This is a genomic window from Streptococcus iniae, from assembly GCF_030732225.1.
GTDB classification, from domain to species: Bacteria; Bacillota; Bacilli; order Lactobacillales; family Streptococcaceae; genus Streptococcus; species Streptococcus iniae.
Genome location: NZ_CP132230.1, coordinates 1,327,887 through 1,354,126, shown reverse-complemented (window position 1 = coordinate 1,354,126; position 26,240 = coordinate 1,327,887). Strand labels below are relative to the sequence as shown.

Genomic DNA, 26,240 nt, shown 5'->3' with positions numbered 1-26,240 from the left:
AAGGGAAATATGATTCGTTATAATAGTGAAGAATGGAGGTGGAAGAAATCAAACTTGATGCCTATGAAGAAGAGCTAGTAGCTTATGCGAAAGAAATTTCTCATTATTTACAAAAATCTGGAGCAAATCAACAAGAAGCCAAAGATATTGCGCAAGATGTGCTTTTAAAAATGCTTGAGAGTGATTTTCTTCTACCTCAAGAAAAAATGCGGTCATGGATGTACCGTGTTGCACTCAGAAAGTATATTGATTATTACAGGCGCAAAAAAAGATATCAGGATATTGTAGCAACTGAGTTTTTAAGCAATCAAATACAGTATGATCAGACCTGTGATTATGACAACCTCTATCAGGCATTAGAAGAATTACCACAAAACTATAGGTTAGTTATTGATTTATATTATTTTAATGATTTTTCAGTTAAGGAAATTGCTAGCATTTTAGAGGTTAGCCAAAGTAAAGTCAAAATTGATTTATGGCGTGGCCGTAAAAAAATGAAGGAACTTTTAGAAAGAGATGGAATTAAACATGATCCTATCAAATGATTTTGAAAAAATAGCTAAGCGAAGAAAAAATAGAAGTCTTGTAAGAAATAGTATTATTAGCTTAATCATTAGTATTTTAGTCTTATCCGTATCATATGTTGGACTCAATAGGTTAAGCAGTCAGCAAGGAAAAAAGATACAGGACTATTTTTCTATTATTTCTGAAATTGCTTATCCCAATGTTTCATATAGTAGCTGGGGCTATTACCCAAGTTCACAATTTACAGGAGTTTTTAGATCAACTCGCTTTAAAGATATTGATGGAATTGAAGTGCCGTTTGAAAGTTTTGAAGTGAACTACTCATTATGGTCAGCTAGATTTGGGGGAAGTGATTCAGGACTGAAATCAGGTGACCAGGGGCAGTCGTTATATACCCATAGAAATCACAACAAGGTCCCCCTTTTCTTTGTTAAAGATCCTATTGGAAAAGACTATTCAATGAAACCAACCCAAGATATTCCACTATTAAAACAACTACCGAATCAGGCTGTAGAAGTGGCCATTACCTTTAATAAGCCCTATACATTAAAAGAAATACAAAAAGTTATCCCTGAAAACCTTAAAATCAATTGGATTTGGATAGGTAGTGATAGTGATTTACTTATTGAAAATAGTCTTGCTAATCAATTTGGTTTCCACGCAAATTTTGATTTAGGCTTATCGGCTCAGCAACAAAATGCATTAAACAAAGAAGTTGAACAAGCTTTAGCTAAAAATAAAGATGCAGACATAAAAGCCATCTATCAAAAATATGAAAAAAAACAAAAAATATCACCTCTTATAGGAATGGAAAACAGTTACAGCGTATTTAAAGAAAATGCACAGAAATATTTAGCCTTGGACCATGATTTTTCGACAACGTCAGCAAATAATGGCAAAGTCTATAGTACTCAAAAGCAACTAAAAGAATACCTGAAACACAACTCAGATCCTCATACAGCAAGATTTGCTGGACTAATTGTGACAGGGCGTTCTGAGCATTTTAAAGAATTGGAAAATAAAGACTGGATTTTTGCCTCAAATATAGGAGAATCAGTGGAAATTAAGCCATATCATCAGTTGACAAAATAAAGAAGAACACTTGAATATAAAACACTTGCATTTTCTTAATAATTTGCTACAATAGTAAGGTAAAGTTAGACTGTATTGCCTACCGTCTATCTATAAAATATATTTTATTGGAGGCTTTTCCCAAAATGGCAAAAGAAAAATACGATCGTAGTAAACCCCACGTTAACATTGGTACAATCGGACACGTTGACCATGGTAAAACAACTTTAACAGCTGCAATTACAACTGTTCTTGCACGTCGTTTACCTACTTCAGTTAACCAACCTAAAGATTATGCTTCTATCGATGCTGCTCCAGAAGAGCGCGAACGCGGAATCACAATCAACACTGCACACGTTGAGTACGAAACTGAAACTCGTCACTATGCCCACATCGATGCCCCAGGACACGCGGACTATGTTAAAAACATGATCACTGGTGCTGCCCAAATGGACGGAGCTATCCTTGTTGTTGCATCAACTGATGGACCAATGCCACAAACTCGTGAGCACATCCTTCTTTCACGTCAAGTTGGTGTTAAACACCTTATCGTTTTCATGAACAAAATTGACCTTGTTGATGATGAAGAATTGCTTGAATTAGTTGAAATGGAAATCCGTGATCTTCTTTCAGAATACGATTTCCCAGGTGATGACCTTCCAGTTATCCAAGGTTCAGCTCTTAAAGCTCTTGAAGGCGATGAAAAATACGAAGACATCGTTATGGAATTGATGGCTACTGTTGATTCATACATTCCAGAACCAGAACGTGATACTGACAAACCATTGCTTCTTCCAGTTGAGGATGTATTCTCAATCACTGGACGTGGTACTGTTGCTTCAGGACGTATCGACCGTGGTACTGTTCGTGTCAACGACGAAATCGAAATCGTTGGTATTAAAGAAGAAACTCAAAAAGCTATCGTTACTGGTGTTGAAATGTTCCGTAAACAACTTGACGAAGGTCTTGCAGGAGACAACGTAGGTATCCTTCTTCGTGGTGTTCAACGTGACGAAATCGAACGTGGACAAGTTATTGCTAAACCAGGTTCAATCAACCCACATACTAAATTTAAAGGTGAAGTATACATCCTTTCTAAAGAAGAAGGTGGACGTCATACTCCATTCTTCAACAACTACCGCCCACAATTCTACTTCCGTACAACTGACGTAACAGGTTCAATCGAACTTCCAGCAGGTACAGAAATGGTTATGCCTGGTGATAACGTGACAATCAACGTTGAGTTGATCCACCCAATCGCCGTAGAACAAGGTACTACTTTCTCAATCCGTGAAGGTGGACGTACTGTTGGTTCAGGTATCGTTTCAGAAATCGAAGCTTAATTTTAATTAAGTTCCCAAATTAACAATTAGAGTCAGACAACATAATTGTAGGGAGCCTCATTGAGGCTCCTTTTTGGTTTTGAAAAATTTTTCAGAAAACCATCTTACATTTGTGAAAATATTCCTAAATGATAGACAATTCCTTTTATTAAGGCTAAAATTATGATAAAATAGAGAAGTAAATTTAAAGAAGAAGAGGTATGTGAAATGTCACGTAAACCATTTATTGCTGGTAACTGGAAAATGAACAAAAACCCTGAAGAAGCTAAAGCTTTTATTGAAGCTGTAGCAAGTCAATTACCTTCAGCTGATCTTGTTGAAGCGGGAATTGCAGCACCGGCTCTTGACCTTTCAACTGTTATTGAAGCTGCTAAAGGGTCAGACCTTAAAGTAGCAGCACAAAATGCTTACTTTGAAGCAACAGGTGCATTCACTGGTGAGAACAGCCCTAAAGTATTAGCTGAAATGGGTACTCATTACGTTGTTATTGGTCACTCAGAGCGTCGTGAATACTTCCATGAAACTGACCAAGATATTAATAAAAAAGCTAAAGCTATTTTTGCTAATGGTTTAACTCCAATTGTATGTTGTGGCGAATCTCTTGAAACTTACGAAGCTGGTAAAGCAGTTGAGTTTGTAGGCGCACAAGTTTCAGCAGCCTTAGAAGGCTTATCAGATGAGCAAGTGGCATCACTTGTTATTGCCTATGAGCCAATTTGGGCAATCGGAACTGGTAAATCTGCTACTCAAGACGATGCACAAAACATGTGTAAAGCCGTTCGTGATGTTGTAGCTGCAGACTTCGGTCAAGCAGTTGCTGATAAAGTACGTGTTCAATACGGTGGTTCAGTAAAACCTGAAAACGTTGCTGAATATATGGCTTGTCCAGACGTTGATGGTGCTCTTGTTGGTGGTGCATCATTAGAAGCTGAAAGCTTCTTAGCTTTGCTTGACTTTGTCAAATAAGCTTTCCTAGATAAAAAGAGGTTGGGCAAAAAGCCTAATATAAACAAAACCGCATGAAATCTTTCGTTTACAAACGTTGATTTCATGCGGTTTCTTATTTCGGAAATTTGAAAAAATCAATGAGATTTTGACTTTTTGCCCAGCCCCTTTTTAGTTTCTCCTTAATAGTGTTTTGACTAATTTGATAAGTTTGTGTTTACTTGGATTAGGGTAGTAGTAAAATGACCCTGCTTTGCGCTCGATGTGACCATTGAAATTTTGTTTAAAACCTAGGACACCATCACTACCATCAAAAATTCCTTCGATACCTAATAAGTTATAACGTTTTATATTAGCTTTAATTGCTTTTAGCATAATATATTCTTGAAGAATGGCTGGGGCATAGAATTTATTAAATTCAGTATAAGAACCACTGAAGAAATAAACAGCTTCTTGTTTAGTGAAAATGAACACTGCTCCAGATAAGATAACATCTTTATCACCGTATTTTTCAATAAATGTTTTTGCTTCATTTTTACGGACTTCAAAGGTTTGATACTGGCTCGAAAACTCCCTATGTTGATTTCTTTTCTTTTCAGAATGTGGATGTGTTTCTAAATCAGCTTCTAATTTTTCTAGCCTAGTTGCAAGTTTTGCTTGGTCTTTCTCTAGGTTTTTATAATAATCATTGAAGTTTAGGGTAGCAACAAGAAATTCTGCTTTATCAGCAAAACTATCGAAGAGATATTCATAATACTCAAGTGGTTTGTCGTTATAATCTCTACGATCTGATGTTGATGAGGTGATATCTTTGAAAAGGTGTAATTCATGACGGGCTAAAGGTCTAACTTTAATGCCAAATGTTTTAGCTTTTTTCACTAGTGGTTTACCTTTTTTACTAAAAGAATTAATAAGCTTTTCTTGAGTAAGATTTTCTAAATTTTTGACATAATGCCAGTCATTATCGGTAAATCCTTGTGTTAGACCAGTATAAGTGTAACCACAACTTTCAAATAGCGCAAGTAATTCATTGTTTTCAGGACTGATGGGCTGGCCATGGTCATTATAGAATTGATAAATGTCGTATGGTTTTACTAGAAGTTCAATAGCTTTTTTCGCTTTGGCATATTTTTTTAAGTCAATGAGAAATGCTTTTAAGTAAGTAGTATTTTTATAGAGGGGACCATAGTGAATTTCTATATGAACTCCTCCAGTCATTGGAGTGCTATAAAGAAGGGCAGCAACTTGAAGGGTTTGATTATCGTCTTCGTATCCGACTAGTTCAGTTTGGTAACCGCGTTTACTTAATAGTTCTTTCATATTAACGGATTGTTCAAAATAACGATGTTCAACTGTATTTGCAAACTGTTCAAATCGTTCGTTGCTCAAGGTGATGAATGCCATTGTAATTATTTACTCCTTAGTTTTTTGCGCACGTTATAAGCTAACATGACTGGCTTGTGTAATAGGCTTACTGGAATGTTAAATTCACCTGCAAACTCTTCGATAGTTGGGTTTAATTTAGATTTGAAACTGTACAATCCGCCGTCAAGTTGATTTTCAATTCCTCCCATATTTTGCCAGTCACAGCCCTTATCAAATGCCTGCTTAGCTGTTTCAAACCATGTAAGAAGAGCAGCTTGATAGTGACGGTATTCTTCATCCATACCCGCATAGAGATTTTCTGAAGTTTTACCAAAGATAAGACTGAGTGTAGCGGCCAGAGGCACAAGGGTTTGACCGGCAGCGATTTTTTCATCTAAGAAATCAAGTTCTTGTTGAATACGAGAAATGGCATTTGCTGTTTCTTTTTTCTTGCCTTCTTTGGTTTTTTCAGTAAATTTTGCCTGTTCTTGATGAGCTTTTTCAAGCTGTTGGTTTAAGAGTTGATGACGTTCAATAAGATTTAAACGTGCCATAGTAATGTAAGAATTCTTATCAGAGTATGTCGTCATTAGCTTACGGTAATAATGAATGCCTCGCAAGTTAATTCCTTTTCGTTCTTCAGTTTTTTTCATCAACTGAGAAAAATCTTCCAGTAATTCCATACCACCAATGGTAATCTCAATGCCTTTATTTTGAGCTGTTCGGATAGCTTGTTTTGTTTTTTTGGGAAGGTTTTCAAGTGAAAAGTCTTGTTTATAAAGATTTGCTTGAAAACGTGGTTGAATGGTTTGAGCAATATCTTTTGTTGGCCCTGACCATTCAAGGCCTCTTTTCGCTAGGAAGTTTATGATTGTAGGGGTTATGTCATTTTCTTCAATTGTTTCTGGATCAGCGTCAGCCAGAAATTGCTTGATAAAGAGAGTAGGATCGCATTTAATAACGATTGCTTTTTGGCTTTGCCCATATTTTTTAAGGGAAGACACAACAAAATCAACCAATTCGTAATTGGTGTAATCCATGATTGGTCCACGAGGAATATAGAGCATGCTTCTTTTAAGAGGTAATTTTTTGATGAGTATAGAAGCAGAAGCGACTAATGTTTCCCCTTGGTAAAAACCAATAAGTTCTTGTTCCCAGTTATCTTTAATCTTACCCCAATTTGAGCTTTGAAGCAGATTACATGCTGGATTAGCGATGACAAATGCATCGTGCTCTTGGGCTTTTATGCCCACTTTATATGTATACATGACCTTATAATACCCATTCCCAAATAGCGTGTGCTACGCCACTTTCATTGTTTGTCTTTGTGATATATTTGGCGATTTGTTTAAGTTCTGGATCGCCATTTTCCATAACAACTGGATTTCCCACAACTTCAAGCATGGCACGGTCATTTTCAGCATCACCTATAGCCATTGTTTCAGACATATCAAGCCCTAATTTATCTGCAAGGTGCACAATAGCATGGCCTTTGCTAACTGTTTTGAGCATGAATTCTAGATAAAATGGTGTTGATTTGACAATGTTATACTTGTCATAAAAAGCTTGTGGAATTTTCGCGATTGCTTGATCCAAGACAGCAGGCTCATCAATCATCATCATTTTAACAATTTCTTTATCAGCCATTTCTTCTGGTGTCCGGTAAAAAATAGGCATGTTAACAAGGTTTGCTTCGTGAACGGTATATTTACCGATGTTACGATTTGCTGTATAAATCCCTTCTTTTGTAATAGCATGCATGTGAACACCTAGCTGACGGCTTAAGAATTCAATATCCATGTAATCTTCATAAGACATGTTTTCTTTAATGACTTCAGCTCCAGTTGCTGCATCTTGAACCAATCCACCATTGAAAGTAATGACGAAGTCTCCTTCTTGATTAAGGTTTAATTCTTTTAATAAGCTTGTAACGCCAGCAATTGGTCGTCCAGTTGCAATAACAACATGAACCCCTGTAGCTTTAGCTTCCTGGATGGCTTGAAAAACCTGGTCTGTAATTTGGCGGTCATCTGTAATCAGTGTGCCATCAATATCTACGGCAACAAGTTTGATTGACATGGAATTCTCCTTTAATGCTTACTTAGTAATCTTTAAAATATCTACCTACTATCTTACTAAAAAAGCCAGATTTTGTCATGGAAAGCAGAGCTAAATAGCTGATAAATGCCATTGAAAACGTTTTATTAGAATGTTTTTAACATTTCAAAAAGGATCACAAGGATCCTTTAGTTTGGAAATTGAAAATGTTCGTTAGAGATATAAGAAATAAATTCTTGTTTGTGAACGGCAAATAAATCATCGACATCATACATTTCTTTAGGGAAATAAAAGCGACGATCCCCATAGGTCGTTCCAGTTAAGGTTTTGACAATTGGTGATAATTGAGAGAGTTCAGAGCGACTTCCATCTTTTTGAATCATTTCAATTTGTGTTCTTGAATTTTTCAGTTCTGGACGATAAATGTCATAAGGTAAATCAAAATTAACGTGAATACCCGTATAGTAGTCTGGGTCGAAGCCAACAGCTTCAACCAAGTGTCTTAGCTTATCTAAATCAGCAAAAGACTCCTTATCAAAAGTCACTGATTTTAAGATTTTGCGATTGATAAAGCGACTTGCTAAATCAGATAAGATATTGTCGGGGCCTTCAATCCAAGATTGGAAATAGGTGTTTAAAACACCATCATCTAAACGAAGGTAATCTTCAAGAGTGAACTTGTTTTGAAAGAAGGGAATTAGGGCTGGAGAGTGTTTTTTGAAATAGTCCTTATGATCAGCATAGATCTGTTTGGCACGTTTTAGTAAGTTTTGTAAAATCAACTCAACGGCTCGGCTAGCAGGATGGAAATAGACTTGCATGTACATCTGGAAACGACTGACAATATAGTCTTCAACAGCGTGCATACCATTTTGATCAAAAACAATGCCATCTTCAACCGGTTGAATGACCCGCAAAATTCTCATTAAATCAAATTGTCCATATTGCGCTGCTGAAAAATAAGAATCTCTCAAAAGGTAGTCCATACGATCGCAATCAATTTGACTAGAAATCAGTTGGACAACTTGTTTATTGGGATAGGTATGGTTAATAACGCTAGCAACCTTATCTGGGAAATCGGGTGATAGACGTTTTAAAATAGCATTAATTTCGGTGTTAGGGTTGCAGATGATGTCTTGTGTAACAGCCTCATGGTCTGTGTCGAATAATTTTTCAAAAGTATGCGAATAGGCTCCATGCCCAATATCGTGAAGTAGAGCAGCTGTCATGGTTAGAAGGCTCTCTTCTTTATTCCAGATATGAGGGTATTTTTCGTCAAAGATTTCCGTAACACGTCTAGCAATTTCGTAGACACCAAGGCAGTGTGAAAAACGACTATGTTCAGCACCATGGAAGGTAAATGCAGTTGTAGGCACTTGCTTAATGCGTCGTAGTCGTTGAAATTCTTTTGTATTAACCAAATCGTAAATGATTTGGTGATTAATATGGATGTAGTTGTGAACTGGGTCACGGAATACTTTTTCGTTCATAGCTATATTATAGCAGAAATTGTCAAATATCGTATAAATTGGTACAATAGACAAGGTTATTTTAGAAAGAATTGTAGAAAGTTAAACCATGAAAATAGAAATAAAGAATAAAATCACTCTTGATAAGGATACAGAAGAAATCCATGAGGTGTATGACTGTGATTTAACCGAAAAAGGGCAGTACCTCTATCTGATATACCATAATGCAGAAAATGAAAAAGTAGTGATCAAAGTAAATGACACAAACATGACCATGAGTCGCTTTTCAAAGCCCCAATCCATTATGAAATTTTACCAAGCTAAAGAAAGTCTAATTGCGGTGCCAACTCCAATTGGTATTCAACAGTTTATTTTAAAAACACATCATTATGACTTTGATAGATTGGCTGAGACTCTGACTATTAGCTATGATTTGAAGCAAGCAGACGGCCAAGCGATCTTTGCCTCTTATCATTTGACCATCACCTGGTATAAGTCACGTTAAGTATTTGTTTGCTGTCATTGAAGACTTGCTAGCTTTGTTTAGCTTTAAAAAGTCTTCAGATGAAAGTATATTTATTTTAAATGGTGTGGCATTATTTTAGACAAAAATAAGCTTTATTTGAAGGAGTTAAAATTATCATTTTAATACTTGACTATCAAACGTCCATTGAATCATCTGATGATTTTGGGCGTTTTTTCTCATTTAAAATCGTTATGACTTGTTTTTTAACAATAATTCTACTATAATTAAGAGTATATCAAGGGAGTAGCAGACGGTTTACCGTGGTTGTATCGTCATTACGGAATTTCGATTTCCGGTGCAATCTGAAACAGCGAGACTTGTTTAATCAAATAAACAGGTTTTTTATATCGTCAGCGGTATAAAGAGACCAAGGAGGTAACACATTTTGTCGAAAGAACAAAACAAACAAGCGTATTATACGCAAAGCGAGGAAGCCGTACTTTCCCAATTGGAAACGAGTTTAGAGGGGCTTACGACTCAAGAAGCTCAAAGTAGACTTGAGCAATATGGTCGTAACGAGCTTGACGAAGGGGAAAAAAAATCTCTTTTCATGAAATTCCTTGATCAATTTAAGGATTTGATGATCATTATTTTGATTGTTGCAGCCTTACTTTCAGTGGCGACAGAAGGAATGCATGGTTTAACAGATGCTATTATCATCTTAGCTGTGGTTATTCTTAATGCAGCCTTTGGTGTTTACCAAGAAGGGCAAGCAGAAGCAGCTATTGAAGCTCTAAAATCAATGTCAAGTCCATTAGCGCGTGTTCGTCGCAATGGTCATGTTATTGAAATGGATTCAAAAGAATTAGTTCCAGGAGATGTTGTATTGCTTGAAGCAGGAGATGTTGTTCCTGCTGACATGCGCCTGATTGAAGCTAATTCTCTACAAATTGAAGAAGCAGCCTTAACAGGTGAATCTGTTCCTGTTCAAAAAGACTTGTCTGTTGAACTCACAGAAGATGCTGGTATTGGTGACCGTGTTAATATGGGGTACCAAAACTCAAATGTTACTTATGGCCGTGGTTTAGGGGTGATTACCAACACTGGTATGTATACTGAGGTTGGTCACATTGCAGGAATGCTTGCTAATGCAGATGAAACAGACACACCATTAAAACAAAACTTAGATAATCTTTCTAAAATTTTGACCTATGCCATCTTGGTTATTGCAGCCATTACTTTTGCTGTAGGTGTCTTTCTTCGTGGACAAGCTCCTCTTGAAGGGTTAATGACTTCCGTTGCTCTTGCTGTTGCAGCAATCCCAGAAGGACTACCAGCTATTGTGACGGTTGTTCTTTCACTTGGTACACAAGTATTAGCAAAACGTAACGCCATTATTCGTAAATTACCTGCAGTAGAAACCCTTGGTTCAACAGAAATTATTGCATCAGATAAAACTGGTACCTTAACAATGAACCAAATGACGGTTGAAAAAGTTTATACTAATGGGGCATTGCAAAATGCTTCAGCAGCCATTACTGCTGACAATTCAACACTTCGTATCATGACTTTTGCTAATGATACAAAAATTGATGAACATGGGAAGCTGATTGGTGATCCAACTGAAACAGCATTGGTACAATTTGGGCTAGACCATAGTTTTGATGTTCGTGACTCAATGAAAACAGAACCTCGTGTGGCTGAATTGCCATTTGATTCTGATCGTAAGTTGATGTCTACAATTCATAAAGAAGCCGAAGGCAAATACTTTATTGCAGTTAAAGGGGCACCAGACCAATTGCTTAAACGTGTTACACAAATTGAAGATAATGGCCAACTCCGTCCAATTACAGAAGAAGATAAGCAAACAATCCTTGACACTAATAAGAGCCTTGCCAAACAAGCTCTACGTGTTTTGATGATGGCCTATAAATATTCTGATACCCTTCCAACACTTGAAACAGATGTGGTTGAGTCAGATCTTGTATTCTCTGGACTGGTTGGTATGATTGACCCAGAACGTCCTGAAGCAGCGCAAGCCGTTAAAGTGGCTAAAGAAGCTGGTATTCGTCCGATCATGATTACTGGTGACCATCAGGATACTGCGGAAGCTATTGCTAAACGTCTTGGCATTATTGATGAAACAGATACTGAAGATCATGTCTTTACTGGTGCTGAATTAAATGAACTTTCTGATGAAGAATTCCAAAAGGTTTTCAAACAATATTCTGTTTATGCCCGTGTGTCTCCTGAGCATAAAGTTCGTATCGTTAAAGCTTGGCAAAATGAAGGCAAGGTTGTTGCTATGACAGGTGACGGTGTTAACGATGCGCCATCACTTAAAACGGCAGATATTGGTATCGGGATGGGGATTACTGGTACAGAGGTTTCTAAAGGGGCTTCTGATATGGTTCTTGCTGATGATAACTTTGCGACCATTATTGTTGCGGTTGAAGAAGGACGAAAAGTCTTCTCAAATATTCAAAAAACCATTCAATACTTATTGTCAGCAAATATGGCAGAAGTGTTCACAATTTTCCTTGCAACCTTATTTGGTTGGGATGTTCTTCAACCTGTTCATCTGCTTTGGATTAACTTAGTAACGGATACCCTTCCAGCGATTGCTTTGGGTGTTGAGCCGGCTGAGCCAGGTGTGATGAGTCATAAACCTCGTGGTCGTAAATCAAGTTTCTTCGATGGTGGTGTTAAAGAAGCTATCCTTTACCAAGGAGCTTTCCAAACAATGCTTGTTTTAGGAGTTTACGGTTTTGCCTTGATGTTCCCAGAGCACTCAACTTATGAAGAAGTTCATGCGGATGCTCTTACAATGGCTTATGTAACGCTTGGTTTGATTCAGTTGGTGCATGCTTATAATGTTAAGTCTGTTTACCAGTCAATCTTTACTGTAGGTCTATTCCGTAACAAACTCTTTAACTACTCAATTCCAGTAGCCTTTGTCGCTTTGATGGTAACGGTTGTTGTTCCAGGATTTAATCAATTCTTCCATGTCGCACACCTTAGCATGACACAGTGGTTGGTTACTATTATTGGTAGTTTACTCATGGTTGTTCTTGTTGAAGCAGTTAAGGCTGTTCAACGTGCTATGGGCAAAGATGAAAAAGCTATTTAAAGCAAAAAACAGATTCCAAAATGGAGTCTGTTTTTATCGTTTCTGGAATCGATAGCTAGGTAATAGAACTATTGTGAACATGACAATGAAAAATACATAAGTTCTAAAATATGGACTACTAGTAAATGATGAAGGGGCTAAGAAATAAAAAAGAAAATATGTGGTAGTGACTAGGAATCGAAGTAGTCGTGAGACTTGATGATGCTCTATAGTAACAGTATCTCCGTCTGAAACCCGTATTCTAGGATAATCAAAAAAATTATAGCTCAATAAGGCATTGTTTTCAGGGATATCAATAGTTACTGTCTCAAGATTTACAATTTCCTGAATATATTTTTTGTTAATGCGAATGGCAATTGGAAAGGTATAATGAAAGAATCGGCTAGGTTTAATCCGATTTTCAATGGAAACAAGCATAGTAAGCCTCCTTGATTTCTATTACTGCTATCATACCATTTTGTAGTTTAATTGTCTTTAGCTGATGAACAAGTGTGATAAAATATAAGAAAACAAGTTGGAGAAAGATTATTATGACTGTCATTTTTGCCCATCGTGGTAGTAAAGTTAATAGACCAGAAAATACTTTGGCTTCATTTTTAGAAGCTGTCACTGTTGGAGCAGACGGTATTGAGCTAGATGTTCATAGGACAAAAGACAATCACTTAGTGGTTATTCATGATGAACGTGTTGATCGTACAAGCAATGGAATTGGTTTAGTCAGAAAACTAACTCTCAATGAAATTAAAGCTTTAGATGTAGGGTCATGGTTTTCACCACAGTTTTTTAGAGAAAAAATACCAACTTTAGAAGAGGTCCTTGATCTCTTGGTTCAACTTAATTATAAAGGTGTCCTTAATATTGAAATTAAAACAGATCATTACCCTTATCCTAAAATCGAAAGCGAAATAGCTGCGCTGATGCAGAGCAGAAAGTGGCCATTTACTTATATTTATAGCAGTTTTAATTGGTTAAGTTTGATGCTTATGCATCGATATAACAAAGAAATTGAATTGGCTTATTTGATGAAGACCAGTCCCTTCCTCTTCTTTTTAGGGCAAAAAACACCTTTTGTAACTGCCATTCATCCCCATAAGAGTCGGTTTTTAAGCAAGGCTGATCAGATTGATAACAAGCAAAAAATAATCAGGCCATGGACCTTGAATGACGAAGAACAAATGCTTATGGCATTTAAGGCGGGACTTGCTGGATTTATGACAGATAAACCCGAAGTTGCTGTGAGGCTCAAAGCAGCACAAGAAGAAGTTTGACCACTTAGAGTTGGTTAAGCTTCTTTTTCATTTTCCCATTTTAATGAGGGAATTAGGTAACTTCCTAATAGGAGCGCTAATCCTATAATGGTCAACCAAAATAGCCAATCGGAATCAAAAGGTAGAACGAGGTGACTAATCATAATGAGGGCAATAGCGGACCAAAAAAACAGTATGCTTTTGAGATTATCTTTGAGGAGTAAAACATCAGAGTCATAGACTTGTTTACGTGTCTGAAAGGGTCTTTTAAGTTTAACCATTTCGCCACTAGTTTGAATTGGAATGTTAATACTTTCGCCTTTTTTTAAAACAACTTTCTGGTTCGACCCAATTAATAAGGTGATAGTTGCACCAAAATAGGAAAAACGGGTACAGCGTTTGATAATCATTTGGACTCCTTTTTATGATACAAAGATAGTTATATTTTATCAAATATCAGACAATAAGACTAGCCAACAAGTCAATCGAAAGAAAGCGTTTACTTTTTAATAGCAATATTTGGCAATAAGTTTTAGAATGGAAAAGGAAGTGAAAACAATGGCATTATTAGCCTTAAGATGGAAAGGAATTTGCTTAACACATGACACAATATTACCAATTGCTGAAAGAAAAGTTTCCAACAAAATCTTCTTTAATCACAGAGATGATTAATTTAGATGCCATTTGTCATCTGCCAAAAGGAACAGAGTATTTTCTTAGTGACTTACATGGTGAGTATCAAGCCTTTGATTACCTGCTTCGTAATGGGTCAGGTTCTATAAAAAAGAAACTCCAAGAATGCTTTCCAAATCAATCTAAAGAAGAAATTAATATTCTCTGTCAATATATTTATTACCCTGCTGAAAAAATAGCACAAAATGAACAGTTTCTGTCAAAAACAGAACATTGTTTAGAACTGCTTAGCTTATTACCTTATCTGTTGCAATTGGTTACATTTATTGGAGGCAAATACACCAGATCTAAAGTTCGTAAAATGTTGCCAAAAGATTTTGCTTATATTATGGAAGAGTTACTCATAGAAGAACAACCCGATAAAAATAAAAAACCTTACTATGAAGCAATTATTGCAAAGGTGACAGCGCTTGATCAATTAGATGATCTCTTTATTGCCTTTGCAAAGCTCATTCAAAAACTCTCAATTGATCATTTACATGTTGTTGGTGATATTTTTGACAGAGGGCAATACCCTGATTATATTATTGATCGCCTCAATGATTTTGACAAAATTGATATTCAATGGGGAAATCATGATATCACTTGGATTGGGGCAATGTCAGGATCAGCCATCTGTATGATTAACGTGATTCGGATCGCTGCAAGATATAATAGCATTGCACTCATTGAAGATCGTTACGGCATTAATTTACGCTCTCTAATAGATTATAGCCAGAGGCATTTTAAAGAAGAAGAGGTCTTTAATCCCATATTAGATGAGGATGATCGCCTTTCAAAGAGTGAGCGTCTTTTGCTAAATAAACTTCAGCAAGCAACAGCTCTACTACAATTTAAGTTAGAACATCAATTGGTAAAGCGCAGACCAGAATTTGCTATGGAAGCTTCACTGCTTTTTGATAAGATTGATTGCAAACACAAAACCATTACACTTGGTGGTAAGTCATTTCCTTTGCAGTCTTTTCCTTTTGAAAAGATTGACTGGAAAAACCCTGAAAGTCTAACAGACGAAGAGGAGTCACTGCTTAATGGCCTTATGACGAGCTTCCAAAAGTCTGCCAGATTAAGCCAACACATTGCATTCCTTATGGAACATGGAGCAATGTATCATATTTCAAATAATCATTTGCTTTTTCATGGCTGTGTTCCAATGCATGCAAATGGTGATTTCAAATCCATGACTTTTGAGAATAGGTCCTATTCTGGAAAGGCCTTGCTAGATTATTTTCAGGATAAAGTTGTTCAATCCTACAAACAGCCACATAATCAGATTGATTTTGCTACTGACCTGTTTTGGTACCTTTGGTGTGGTGAGGTTTCGTCATTGTTTGGAAAAGACCGTATGACGACGTTTGAACGTTATTATATAGCAGATAAATCTAGCCATAAAGAAAACAAAAATCCATATTATCACTTACGAGAACAAGAAGAGATTTGTTTAAGAATTCTGGTTGAGTTTGGTTTGGACCATTCAGCTCATATTGTAAATGGTCATACTCCAGTCAAGGAAAAAGGGGGAGAATTACCCATTAAAGCCAATGGCCGAATGATTATTATTGATGGTGGACTTGCAAAAGGCTATCAGAAGAAAACAGGTATTGCAGGCTATACCTTGATTTCTAATAGTTATGGCTTGGAATTGGTGGCTCATATGCCTTTTTCCTCCGTTCAAGATGTTTTAGATGGTCATTGTGACATTGTTTTTATCAAACGCTTGGTGGAAGAAGTTAAGGTCAGGACACTGGTTAAAGATACAGACAATGGTAAAAAATTGCTCAAGGAGATAGCTGATTTAGATTACCTTTACCGACATTTTGATCAGTATTAATAGGCTATGTCTTGTAAGTGTCTGTCTATTTCTTTGTCACTGCATTTTAATATTTCGTCATAATTAGTAATGGCTTAGTCTTGAACTCTTTATAGTTTTCCATTATGATAGTAATATGGAGATTAAGGCGGAAATTATTAAACTTGCAAAAGAAATTGGGATTTCAAAAATCGGTTTTACAACAGCTGATGATTTTTCTTATTTAGAAAAATCGCTTCGTCTTGGAGTTGAAGAAGGTAGAACAAGTGGTTTTGAACATAAAAACATCGAAGAAAGAGTGAAACCTAAACTATCACTTGCTTCTGCTAAAACCATCATTTCAATTGCAGTTGCTTATCCCCATAAATTGCCTGTCCCACCTCCAAAAACAGCTTATAAACGTGGGAAGATTACTCCAAATTCATGGGGAACTGACTACCATCATGTTTTACAAGATAAGTTAAGTCAACTGGCTCAGGGCATTGAAGCCTTGACAAAGGACTTTGAATACAAGGGAATGGTTGATACAGGGGCCTTGGTTGATACTGCAGTTGCAAGACGAGCAGGAATCGGCTTTATTGGTAAAAATGGTTTGGTTATTTCTAAAGAATTCGGTTCTTACATGTATTTAGGGGAACTCATTACCAATTTAGATATCACACCAGATCAACCTGTCACTTATGATTGTGGAGATTGTAGACGCTGTTTAGATGCCTGTCCCACCTCATGTTTAATTGGGGATGGTACGATGAATGCCAAGGAATGTTTGTCATTTCAAACACAAGACAAAGGCATGATGGACCTAAAGTTTCGAAAGAAAATTAAAACAGTTATTTATGGCTGTGACATTTGTCAAATTTGTTGCCCTTATAATAAGGGACTTTCAAATCCCTTAGCAAGCGACATTGATCCAGAGCTTGCTATGCCCGAATTAATTCCTTTTTTAGAACTGAGTAATAAAGATTTTAAGGAAAAATTTGGCTATATTGCAGCTTCATGGCGAGGGAAAAATATCCTACAACGCAATGCTATTATTGCCTTGGCAAATGGTCATGATAAGTCTGCTATTATTAAATTAATGCAAATTATTGATAAAAATAACAATCCCATTCACACAGCGCCAGCTATTTGGGCACTTGGTCAAGTGATTAAAACTCCAGAAGAACCAATGATTGCGTTTATCAGGTCTATTAAACCAAGTGATAAAGACAGTCAAAAAGAGTTGGAATTACTTCTTGCAAAATGGCAATTGTAAGGGCATTGTGATAGAATAATAAGATAACAAATAAAAGAGGTACTAAGATGGAAGTGGCAGAAATTCGCCAAAAAATAGTAGAAAACAATGAGAAGTTGACTAGCTTCAGGAGGTCTCTTTGACTTAGATCGTTTGGAAGAGGAGATTGCACTCCTTGAACATCAGATGACAGAGCCTGATTTTTGGAATGATAATATCGCGGCGCAAAAAACATCTCAAGAGTTAAATGACTTAAAGGTAACTTATAACACTTTTCACCAAATGCAAGACTTGTCTGAAGAGACAGAATTGTATTTGGAAATGTTGGACGAAGATGAATCTGTTAAAGAAGAGCTAGAAGCAAGTCTTGAAAAACTAGATCAAATACTTGCCAGTTATGAAATGACCTTGCTTTTATCAGAACCTTATGACCATAATAATGCTATTTTGGAGATTCATCCAGGCTCTGGTGGAACAGAGGCTCAAGATTGGGCTGATATGCTTTTTAGAATGTATAGCCGTTTTGGCAATGCCAAAGGTTACAAGGTAGAGACTTTAGATTATCAAGCTGGAGATGAGGCAGGCATTAAGTCTGTTACCCTTTCTTTTGAAGGGCCAAATGCCTATGGTTTTTTGAAATCAGAAATGGGCGTCCACCGTTTGGTGCGTATATCCCCATTTGATTCTGCAAAGAGAAGGCATACCTCATTTACATCGGTTGAGGTGATGCCAGAACTTGATGATACTATTGAAGTTGATATTCGTGATGATGAAATCAAAATGGATACTTTCCGATCAGGTGGCGCTGGTGGTCAGAACGTTAACAAAGTGTCAACAGGTGTTCGTTTGACCCATATTCCTACAGGGATTGTTGTGGCTTCAACCGTTGATAGAACACAATATGGTAATAGAGACCGTGCCATGAAAATGCTTCAGGCTAAACTTTACCAATTAGAACAAGAAAAAAAAGCTGAAGAAGTCAATGCCCTTAAGGGTGACAAAAAAGAAATCACTTGGGGAAGTCAAATTCGGTCGTACGTGTTCACACCATACACTATGGTAAAAGACCACCGTACTAATTTTGAAGTTTCTCAAGTTGACAAGGTTATGGACGGTGATATCGACGGCTTCATTGATGCCTATCTTAAATGGCGCATGAATGATGACTAAAGTAGCCTTAAAGGAAATAAAGAAAGAAGAATAAGATGGCATTAATAGAAATGAAGGGTGTGACAAAAAAATATCACCGCTCAACAACTGCCTTACGTGGAATTAGTATTGGCATTAATCAAGGTGAATTTGCTTATTTGGTAGGTCCATCTGGAGCTGGTAAATCAACCTTTATCAAACTCCTTTACCGAGAAGAGAAAGTGACAAGCGGGATTCTTTATGTTGGTGAATATAATTTAACGAAGTTAAAAGCCAAAGAAGTTCCTATTCTTCGTCGTAATATTGGTGTTGTTTTCCAAGACTTTAAATTACTACCTCGAAAAACAGTTTTTGAAAATGTTGCTTATGCTATGGAAGTTATTGGGGAGAAGCGTCGTCATATTAAAAAACGTGTTCCGGAGGTATTGGAACTTGTTGGTTTAAAACATAAGATGCGTTCTTTCCCTAATCAACTTTCGGGTGGTGAGCAACAACGTGTTGCTATTGCGCGTGCGATTGTGAATAGCCCTAAATTATTGATTTGTGATGAGCCTACAGGTAACTTGGATCCAGAAATTTCATGGGAAATTATGCAATTGTTGGAAAGAATCAACTTACAAGGCACAACAATTTTAATGGCAACGCATAACAGCCATATTGTTAACACACTTCGCCATCGTGTTATTGCGATTGAAGATGGGCGTATTGTCCGAGATGAAGAGGAAGGAGACTACGGTTACGATGATTAGAAATTTTTTCCGTCATATTTGGGAGTCTATTAAAAACCTCAAACGCAATCTTTTGATGACAATTGCATCAGTAAGTTCAGTTGCTATTACCTTAACATTAGTTGGGATATTTGCAGCAACCTTGTTAAATATTCAACGTGTTGCTTCAGGTGTTCAAAATAACATTCAAATTAATACTTACCTGCAAGTTGACTCGACTGATCCTAAAAAAGTTGTCAAAGATGTCACTGGCAAAGAAGTAGATAACAAAGATTACCATAAAATCTTTGATCAAATTAAAGCTATAAAAGGTGTTGAGCGTATAATCTTTTCAAGTAAAGATGAGCAATTAAAGAAACTTCAATCAACAATGGGTGATGTTTGGGAATTGTATGATAAAGATACAAATCCTCTGCAAGATATCTATATTATAGAAACACAAAGCCCGTCACAAGTTAAAAGTGTTAGCAATAAAATTAAAGGCATCAAAGGAATCGAAGATGTTGATTATGGAGGCATCAATTCAGATAAACTCTTTAAATTTGCCAACTTTATTAAAACTTGGGGCCTTATTGGGACAGCTCTCTTACTTGTAGTTGCAATTTTCTTGATTTCAAATACAATACGCATGACAATCATGAATCGTCAAAGAGATATTGAAATCATGCGATTGGTTGGGGCTAAGAATTCATATATCCGTGGTCCGTTCATCTTTGAAGGTGCCTGGGTTGGGTTTTTAGGAGCTGTTTTTCCAGCTCTCTTGATTTATTACCTATATGAAATGGCTTATCGTCAATTTATGCCTGAATTACAACTTAATGGGTTATCTATGTATCCTATTAATTATTATGTTTACATTTTAATTGGCGCCCTCTTTGTAATAGGAATTATTATTGGCTCCCTAGGGTCAGTAATGTCAATGAGACGCTATCTTAAATTTTAAAGACAAAACAACTTCTGATAAGTCAGAAGTTGTTTTTTTGTTAATTCAGAAAGGGATTGAAATTTTTTTCATGACCAATGGTCGTTTTGGGACCATGTCCGGGATAGACGGTAAAATGGTTGGGTAAACTAAAGAGTTTTGTTTGAATTGAGGTAATAAGTTGTTGATGATTTCCTGTTGGTAAATCATACCTTCCGATCCCTTCGTAAAAGAGAGCATCACCTGAGATAAGCAATTGGTCTTTTGTGAAAACAAAGGAGACGCCACCAATTGAATGACCAGGTGTTTCCCTTACTTCAAAGCTAAACCCTGATAGTTCATATAATTTCTCATATTGAAAAAAGTGGTCAGCAGGTTTAGTGATAATATCAGGAAGGTCGGCATGTCTTATTTGTCCAGAAAGATTATCTAAAGGTGAAAATAGCCAAGATGCCTCTTTTTCAGAAACATAGACTGGTACATCTGGATAAGTTTTTCTAACGACGTCTAAACTCATGATATGATCATAGTGAGTGTGTGTGAGAAGTATTGCCACTAGTGGTTTTTGAATAGCTTCTAAGGTCTTGAGAATTTTTGTGTCATTGCTACCTGGGTCTATAAGAAGAGCGGCTTGATCATTAACAAGGACATAAGTATTTTCGAAGGCGACTTGATTTAAAATTGTAATGATTTCCATATACCTAGTTTATCAAAAATAAGCTAAAAACGTTACTGATTACGTTTGATTTTTTGACAAAAACTAACTCAAAAAGATTTCAAAAACCTTCCTTTTCTAAAAAGATTTCGTTTTTATGACTTGTCTAAACATGGTATAATAAACTTACTATGACCAATCAAAGAAATGAAAAATATGCTGTTATTGACTTAGAAGCTACTAATGCTGGACCTGAGGCCTGTATTATCCAAGTAGGTATTGTTATTTTAGAAGGAAATACCATTACTAGCAGTTACCAAACAGATATTAATCCCCATGAACCCTTATCAGATCATATCAAACAGTTAACTGGTATTACGGATCACCAGCTGAGTCAGGCACCTGATTTTTCACAAGTTGCCAAGGAAATTTATGACCTCATCTGTGATTGTGTCTTTGTTGCCCATAATGTTAAGTTTGATGCTAATCTCTTAGCAGAATCCTTATTTTTTGAAGGCTATGAATTACGCACACCGAGAATTGATACCGTTGAATTGGCACAAATCTTCTTTCCACGTTTAGAAAAATATAATTTAAGTCATCTCTCAGAAGCCTTGAACCTCAATTTATCTGACGCCCATACCGCAATTGCAGACGCTATGGCTACGGCTCAATTATTTCTTAAGTTAAAAAATAAGATAGCCAGTTTGCCCTTGGAAACACTTGAGATATTGACACAGTTTTCGGATAACTTGCTTTTTGAATCCGGAATTGTAATTGATCAGGCATTGGAAATGGCTAGCGCTTATAACCCAAAAACCCATGTGAAAGTTGAAGGCCTCTTGCTAAAAAAGGAAGTGGCATTAGGCAAGCCTTTGAAACTGTCTAAAGATTTTCAAGTCAATTTAGCACTGTTAGCATTAGAAGAGCGGCCCTTACAAGAGCAGTTTGCTCATCTGGTGCAAGAGGCATTGCTTTCTCCTGAGCCTAGTTTTATTCAAGCACAAGCTGGAATAGGAAAGTCATATGGCTACTTACTTCCTTTACTAGCACATCATCAAGGGCAACAAATTTTAGTGTCAGTGCCCACCAAAATTCTTCAAGATCAACTGGCTGCTAAAGAATTAGCCAGTTTAAAAGAAGCATATCACATTAACTGTCACAGTATTAAAGGGCCAGCCAATTACCTTAAATTAGATTTTTTCTTAGAGAGTCTCAGGCGTTTTGGTGATAACCGTGTTGTTAACCGTTATAAAATGCAACTGGTGATTTGGCTTTTAGAAACAGATACTGGTGATTTGGATGAAATCAAACAAAAGCAACGTTTTGCAGCTTATTTTGATCAGATTAAACATGATGGTGACTTGAAACAATCTTCTCCTTTTTATGCTTATGATTTCTGGCAGCGTAGCTATGAAAAAGCTAAGAAGGCTGATGTACTTCTAACTAATCATGCTTATTTTCTCCATCGCGTAGAAGATGATAAAAACTTTGCTAAGGGAAAAATTCTTGTTTTTGATGAGGCACAGTCACTTGTCTTGCAATTAGATCAGCTATCACGAAAGCAGATGGATATTGCAAAAGTTTTACAAGAAATTGAGAAGAATCAAGGAATGGCTAAAAGTCTTTTAGAGAAAAGGCTTCTGGAAAGCCTATCCTTTGAATTATCAAATGTGGTAGAAAGGTTTTACCATCATCCAGAAATGCCTTGCGATACTGAAATGATTGAACAGTTGAAAACCTTGGTATCAGAACTGAATCCCAATCAATATGATGTGCTTCATGACTTTTTTAACTATGAGCAAGCTGATTATTGGTTGAGCACAGAAAAGAATTTGGACAAAAGAGTTGCCACTTTCAATGCCAGTAGCAGTCGCTTTATTAATTTTAAGTCTTTTTTACCAGAGACTATCAAGACTTACTTTGTTTCTGCCACGCTACAAATTATCCCACAAGTGAGCCTAGCTCAATTACTTGGTTTTGATAATTATAGTTATGCAGCTATTCCTAAGCTTAAATCAGACAAGCAATTGGTTTTGATAGATCAATCAATGCCTTTGATTAAAGAAATGACAGATGAGACGTATTGTTACGAAATTGCTAGGAGAGTCGCACAACTCCAAAACTTGCATTATCCTGTTTTGGTATTATTTAACTCTAAAAAACACATGATGCAGGTATCTGAAGTGTTAGAGAGTTGGAAGGTCATGCATTTAACCCAAGAAAAAAATGGCAGTTCTTATAACATTAAAAAACGCTTTGACCGTGGGGAGCAATCTATTTTGCTAGGTATGGGATCTTTTTGGGAAGGTGTTGATTTTATTCATGCAGATCGTATGATTGAAGTGATTACAAGACTCCCTTTTGATAGTCCCAATAACAGTTTTGTTGTAAAAATGACACATTATTTACATGAGTTAAAAAAAGAACCTTTTAAGGATTACTTTCTACCAATGGCTATTTTAAAACTAAAACAAGCCATTGGTCGAACCATGAGACGAGACAATCAAAAATCGGTTATTATGATTTTAGATAGAAGAATATCAAGCCAATCCTACGGTGGCGAAATATTAAAAGCACTGGAACAAGAATTTCAAACTTCTGAGCAAAAATTTGATGATAGCTTGTTTGAAATGGCACAATTTCTGATATAATAGAAAAGATCACAATTTTAAGACAAGTAAGAACAGGTGATTGGGAAGGAGGAGTTATGACAAAGTTATCAAATCGAGTACTAGAAATGGAAGAAAGCGTCACTTTAGCAGCTGGAGCCAAGGCAAAAGCTTTGAAAGCACAAGGTAAGGATGTTTTAAGTTTAACACTTGGTGAGCCAGATTTTGTGACTCCTAAAAATATTCAACGACAAGCAATTGAATCCATTGAAAATGGAAGAGCTAGTTACTACACAGCAGCAGGTGGTTTGCAAGAACTGACAGATGCGATTGCCAATTATATGGAAACTTATTATGGTTATCGGGTGTCTTCGAATCAAATTGTTTCAGCGGCAGGTGCTAAATTTATTTTGTATGCTTTCTTTTTGGCAGTACTTAATCCCAAAGACCAAGTCTTGATTCCAACGCCTTATTGGGTTTCTTATGCAGATCAAGTTAAAATGGTAGATGGCGAGCCTGTTTTTGTAGAAGGAAAAGAAGAAAATGCCTTTAAGGTTACAGTAGACCAACTAGAGGCTTACAGAACTGAAAAAACAAAAGTATTACTCTTGAATTCGCCATCTAATCCAACTGGCATGATTTATGATAAAACAGAATTAGAAGCAATTGGCAATTGGGCAGTTGCGCATGATATTTTAATATTAGCAGATGATATCTATGCTCGTTTGGTTTATAATGGAAATCAATTTGTTCCAATTTCAAGCCTTTCTAAAGCCATCCGTCAACAGACTATTACAGTTAATGGGGTTGCTAAAACCTATTCAATGACTGGCTGGCGTATGGGCTTTGCCGTAGGAGACAGTGAAATCATTGGTGCTATGGCTAAAATTATCAGCCAAACCACATCTAACTTAACAACAGTTTCTCAATACGCAGCAATTGAGGCCTTTAATGGCAGTCAGCATGATGCTGAGCTTATGCGTCTTGCCTTTGAAGAGCGCCTTAATTATATCTATCCCCTTCTTAATCAAGTGCCAGGATTTAAAGTGCTTAAACCCCAAGGGGCCTTTTACCTCTTTCCCAATGTTAAAGAAGCAATGGAAATGACTGGTTATACTGATGTAACAGCCTTTACAGATGCTATTTTGGAAGAAGAAGGCTTGGCTATGGTTACAGGTGCAGGGTTTGGTGCGCCAGAGAATATTCGCTTAAGTTACGCAACGGATATCGATAGCTTAAAAGAAGCCGTTAAGCGTTTAAATCATTTTATGGAAACACACAAAAAATAAGAATAAGAAACTAATATAGAAAAGAGATTTTATGTCAAAAGTATACGTAACAATTAATGATGTTAAAAAGCATCTTGGTCAAGAAATTACTATTGGTGCATGGGTGGCTAACAAATCTGGAAAAGGTAAACTTGCTTTCTTGCAACTACGAGATGGAACAGCTTTTTTCCAAGCAGTTGCTTTTAAACCAAATTTTATTGAAAAATTTGGTGAAGAAGAAGGGGCAGCTAAGTTTGATATGATTAAACGACTTAGCCAAGAAACATCTGTTTATGTAACAGGTGTGGTTAAAGAAGATACCCGTTCTAAATTTGGCTACGAACTAGATATTACAGACTTAGAAATAATTGGAGAATCAGTAGATTATCCAATTACACCGAAAGAACATGGAACAGATTTCTTGATGGATAACCGCCATCTCTGGTTACGTTCACGCAAACAAATGGCAATCATGCAAATTCGAAATGCTATTATTTATGCAACTTATGATTTCTTTGATCAAAATGGCTTTATCAAATTTGATAGTCCCATCTTATCTGGCAATGCAGCAGAAGATTCAACAGAATTATTTGAAACAGATTATTTTGGAACTCCAGCATACTTGAGCCAATCTGGTCAACTTTATCTTGAAGCAGGAGCAATGGCTCTTGGTCGCGTTTTTGACTTTGGTCCGGTTTTTCGTGCTGAGAAATCTAAGACAAGACGTCATTTGACTGAATTCTGGATGATGGATGCAGAATATTCATTCCTTAACCATGACCAATCACTCGATCTTCAAGAAGCTTATGTTAAAGCTCTTATTCAAGGTGTTATCGACCGTGCCCCACAGGCACTTGAAATGTTAGAACGTGATGTTGACTTGCTCAAAAGTTACATCGAGCAACCGTTCAAACGTGTTGCTTACGATGAAGCGATTGATTTACTCCAAGAGCATGAAAACGATGACGATACTGATTATGACCATATCGAACATGGTGATGACTTTGGTTCACCTCATGAAACATGGATTTCAAACTACTTTGGCGTTCCAACCTTTGTTGTCAACTATCCAGCAAGCTTTAAGGCTTTCTATATGAAACCAGTACCTGGTAATCCAGAGCGTGTTTTATGTGCAGACTTATTGGCACCAGAAGGCTATGGCGAAATCATTGGTGGCTCATTACGTGAAGATGATTACGATGCACTTGTTGCTAAAATGGATGCCTTGGAAATGGATAAATCAGAATATGAATTCTACCTTGACCTTCGTAAATATGGCTCAGTTCCTCATGGGGGATTTGGTATTGGTATAGAACGTATGGTAACCTTTGTTGCAGGAACAAAACATATTCGTGAAGCCATTCCATTCCCACGTATGTTACACAGAATTAAACCTTAATGATTAATGAATTGTACCCTTCTAGTAAGGGTGCTTTTTTTTCTTGTTCAAGGAATCACTTTAAGATTCATTTAAGCTTTCAAGACCATAATCTGTAAGGTTGTAATGTTCAGATATTTTTAGATTCATTGAATGTTTAAAGTGTGAACATACA

21 protein-coding genes are annotated in these 26,240 nt (G+C 36.6%); 15 read left to right on the top strand and 6 right to left on the bottom strand.

The genetic code is table 11. The annotated features are described in order from the left end of the window. Positions 1–32 precede the first annotated feature (32 nt). The 4 genes from Q9317_RS06665 to tpiA all read left to right on the top strand — a co-directional run bounded on the left by Q9317_RS06665 (position 33) and on the right by tpiA (position 3,905). Positions 33–545 (top strand): RNA polymerase sigma factor, encoded by a 513-nt coding sequence (locus tag Q9317_RS06665; RefSeq protein WP_003101190.1) that lies wholly within the window; start codon positions 33–35, stop codon positions 543–545. Then, positions 517–1,617 carry an anti sigma factor C-terminal domain-containing protein gene (locus Q9317_RS06660; protein ID WP_003101189.1) on the top strand — a complete coding sequence of 367 codons (1,101 nt, stop codon included), beginning with the start codon at positions 517–519 and terminating at the stop codon, positions 1,615–1,617. Before Q9317_RS06665 ends, Q9317_RS06660 begins: the two co-directional genes overlap by 29 nt. Positions 1,618–1,742: 125 nt before the next feature. Beyond that, positions 1,743–2,939, top strand: coding sequence for an elongation factor Tu (gene tuf / locus Q9317_RS06655; RefSeq protein WP_003101188.1), 1,197 nt, complete (start codon positions 1,743–1,745; stop codon positions 2,937–2,939). 207 nt (positions 2,940–3,146) lie between these two features. After that, positions 3,147–3,905, top strand: a complete 759-nt coding sequence (gene tpiA / locus Q9317_RS06650) for a triose-phosphate isomerase (RefSeq protein ID WP_003101187.1) — start codon at positions 3,147–3,149, stop codon at positions 3,903–3,905. Between the two features lie 150 nt (positions 3,906–4,055). On the opposite strand, the gene Q9317_RS06645 is transcribed toward tpiA, so the two are convergent. The 4 genes from Q9317_RS06645 to Q9317_RS06630 all read right to left on the bottom strand — a co-directional run bounded on the left by Q9317_RS06645 (position 4,056) and on the right by Q9317_RS06630 (position 8,797). Beyond that, positions 4,056–5,288 (bottom strand): aminoacyltransferase, encoded by a 1,233-nt coding sequence (locus tag Q9317_RS06645; protein WP_003101185.1) that lies wholly within the window; start codon positions 5,286–5,288, stop codon positions 4,056–4,058. A 5-nt stretch (positions 5,289–5,293) separates the two neighbouring features. Beyond that, entirely contained in the window at positions 5,294–6,517 is a 1,224-nt protein-coding gene (locus Q9317_RS06640) for an aminoacyltransferase (RefSeq protein ID WP_003101182.1), read from the bottom strand. 4 nt (positions 6,518–6,521) lie between these two features. Further along, the gene (yidA, locus tag Q9317_RS06635) at positions 6,522–7,328 is read right to left on the bottom strand and encodes a sugar-phosphatase (protein WP_305981534.1); all 807 of its coding nucleotides are present in this window, start codon (positions 7,326–7,328) and stop codon (positions 6,522–6,524) included. Between the two features lie 167 nt (positions 7,329–7,495). Next, positions 7,496–8,797 (bottom strand): HD domain-containing protein, encoded by a 1,302-nt coding sequence (locus Q9317_RS06630; RefSeq protein ID WP_003101177.1) that lies wholly within the window; start codon positions 8,795–8,797, stop codon positions 7,496–7,498. 88 nt (positions 8,798–8,885) lie between these two features. Here Q9317_RS06630 and Q9317_RS06625 point away from each other — a divergent pair, with 88 nt between their 5' ends. From Q9317_RS06625 to Q9317_RS06615, 3 genes are all read left to right on the top strand, one after another. Then, positions 8,886–9,281 carry a YwiB family protein gene (locus tag Q9317_RS06625; protein WP_003101175.1) on the top strand — a complete coding sequence of 132 codons (396 nt, stop codon included), beginning with the start codon at positions 8,886–8,888 and terminating at the stop codon, positions 9,279–9,281. A 406-nt stretch (positions 9,282–9,687) separates the two neighbouring features. Beyond that, the gene (locus Q9317_RS06620; protein ID WP_003101173.1) at positions 9,688–12,372 is read left to right on the top strand and encodes a cation-translocating P-type ATPase; all 2,685 of its coding nucleotides are present in this window, start codon (positions 9,688–9,690) and stop codon (positions 12,370–12,372) included. Between the two features lie 530 nt (positions 12,373–12,902). Beyond that, on the top strand, positions 12,903–13,640 hold the full coding sequence (locus Q9317_RS06615) for a glycerophosphodiester phosphodiesterase (RefSeq protein ID WP_003101170.1): 738 nt from the start codon (positions 12,903–12,905) through the stop codon (positions 13,638–13,640). A 14-nt stretch (positions 13,641–13,654) separates the two neighbouring features. Here Q9317_RS06615 and Q9317_RS06610 read toward each other — a convergent pair whose 3' ends face one another. Further along, positions 13,655–14,029 (bottom strand): hypothetical protein, encoded by a 375-nt coding sequence (locus Q9317_RS06610; protein WP_003101168.1) that lies wholly within the window; start codon positions 14,027–14,029, stop codon positions 13,655–13,657. 191 nt (positions 14,030–14,220) lie between these two features. On the opposite strand from Q9317_RS06610, the gene Q9317_RS06605 reads away from it, so the two are divergent. The 5 genes from Q9317_RS06605 to ftsX all read left to right on the top strand — a co-directional run bounded on the left by Q9317_RS06605 (position 14,221) and on the right by ftsX (position 20,173). Next, the gene (locus tag Q9317_RS06605) at positions 14,221–16,140 is read left to right on the top strand and encodes a fructose-1,6-bisphosphatase (RefSeq protein WP_305981533.1); all 1,920 of its coding nucleotides are present in this window, start codon (positions 14,221–14,223) and stop codon (positions 16,138–16,140) included. A gap of 115 nt (positions 16,141–16,255) precedes the next feature. Continuing rightward, positions 16,256–17,374, top strand: coding sequence for a tRNA epoxyqueuosine(34) reductase QueG (gene queG, locus Q9317_RS06600; protein WP_121791524.1), 1,119 nt, complete (start codon positions 16,256–16,258; stop codon positions 17,372–17,374). A gap of 47 nt (positions 17,375–17,421) precedes the next feature. After that, a protein-coding gene (gene prfB / locus Q9317_RS06595; protein ID WP_100185196.1) for a peptide chain release factor 2 occupies positions 17,422–18,523 on the top strand; the annotation gives its coding sequence in 2 pieces (ribosomal slippage) (positions 17,422–17,493 and positions 17,495–18,523; 1,101 coding nt in all). A gap of 35 nt (positions 18,524–18,558) precedes the next feature. Next, positions 18,559–19,251, top strand: a complete 693-nt coding sequence (gene ftsE, locus Q9317_RS06590; RefSeq protein WP_003101160.1) for a cell division ATP-binding protein FtsE — start codon at positions 18,559–18,561, stop codon at positions 19,249–19,251. Beyond that, entirely contained in the window at positions 19,244–20,173 is a 930-nt protein-coding gene (gene ftsX, locus Q9317_RS06585) for a permease-like cell division protein FtsX (protein ID WP_003101158.1), read from the top strand. Before ftsE ends, ftsX begins: the two co-directional genes overlap by 8 nt. Before the next feature lie 40 nt (positions 20,174–20,213). Here the strand turns inward: ftsX and Q9317_RS06580 are convergent, their stop codons facing one another. Further along, a complete protein-coding gene (locus Q9317_RS06580) occupies positions 20,214–20,849 on the bottom strand; it encodes an MBL fold metallo-hydrolase (RefSeq protein ID WP_003101156.1) in 636 nt (211 codons plus the stop codon). Positions 20,850–20,998: 149 nt separating this feature from the next. Here Q9317_RS06580 and Q9317_RS06575 point away from each other — a divergent pair, with 149 nt between their 5' ends. The 3 genes from Q9317_RS06575 to asnS are packed head-to-tail and all read left to right on the top strand — an operon-like array spanning position 20,999 to position 26,086. Beyond that, complete coding sequence (locus tag Q9317_RS06575; protein ID WP_305981532.1) at positions 20,999–23,461, top strand: bifunctional DnaQ family exonuclease/ATP-dependent helicase; 2,463 nt, start codon at positions 20,999–21,001, stop codon at positions 23,459–23,461. 56 nt (positions 23,462–23,517) lie between these two features. Further along, positions 23,518–24,708 carry a pyridoxal phosphate-dependent aminotransferase gene (locus tag Q9317_RS06570; RefSeq protein ID WP_003101152.1) on the top strand — a complete coding sequence of 397 codons (1,191 nt, stop codon included), beginning with the start codon at positions 23,518–23,520 and terminating at the stop codon, positions 24,706–24,708. Positions 24,709–24,739: 31 nt separating this feature from the next. Next, positions 24,740–26,086 (top strand): asparagine--tRNA ligase, encoded by a 1,347-nt coding sequence (gene asnS / locus Q9317_RS06565; RefSeq protein ID WP_003101150.1) that lies wholly within the window; start codon positions 24,740–24,742, stop codon positions 26,084–26,086. The last annotated feature ends 154 nt before the right edge of the window (positions 26,087–26,240 follow it).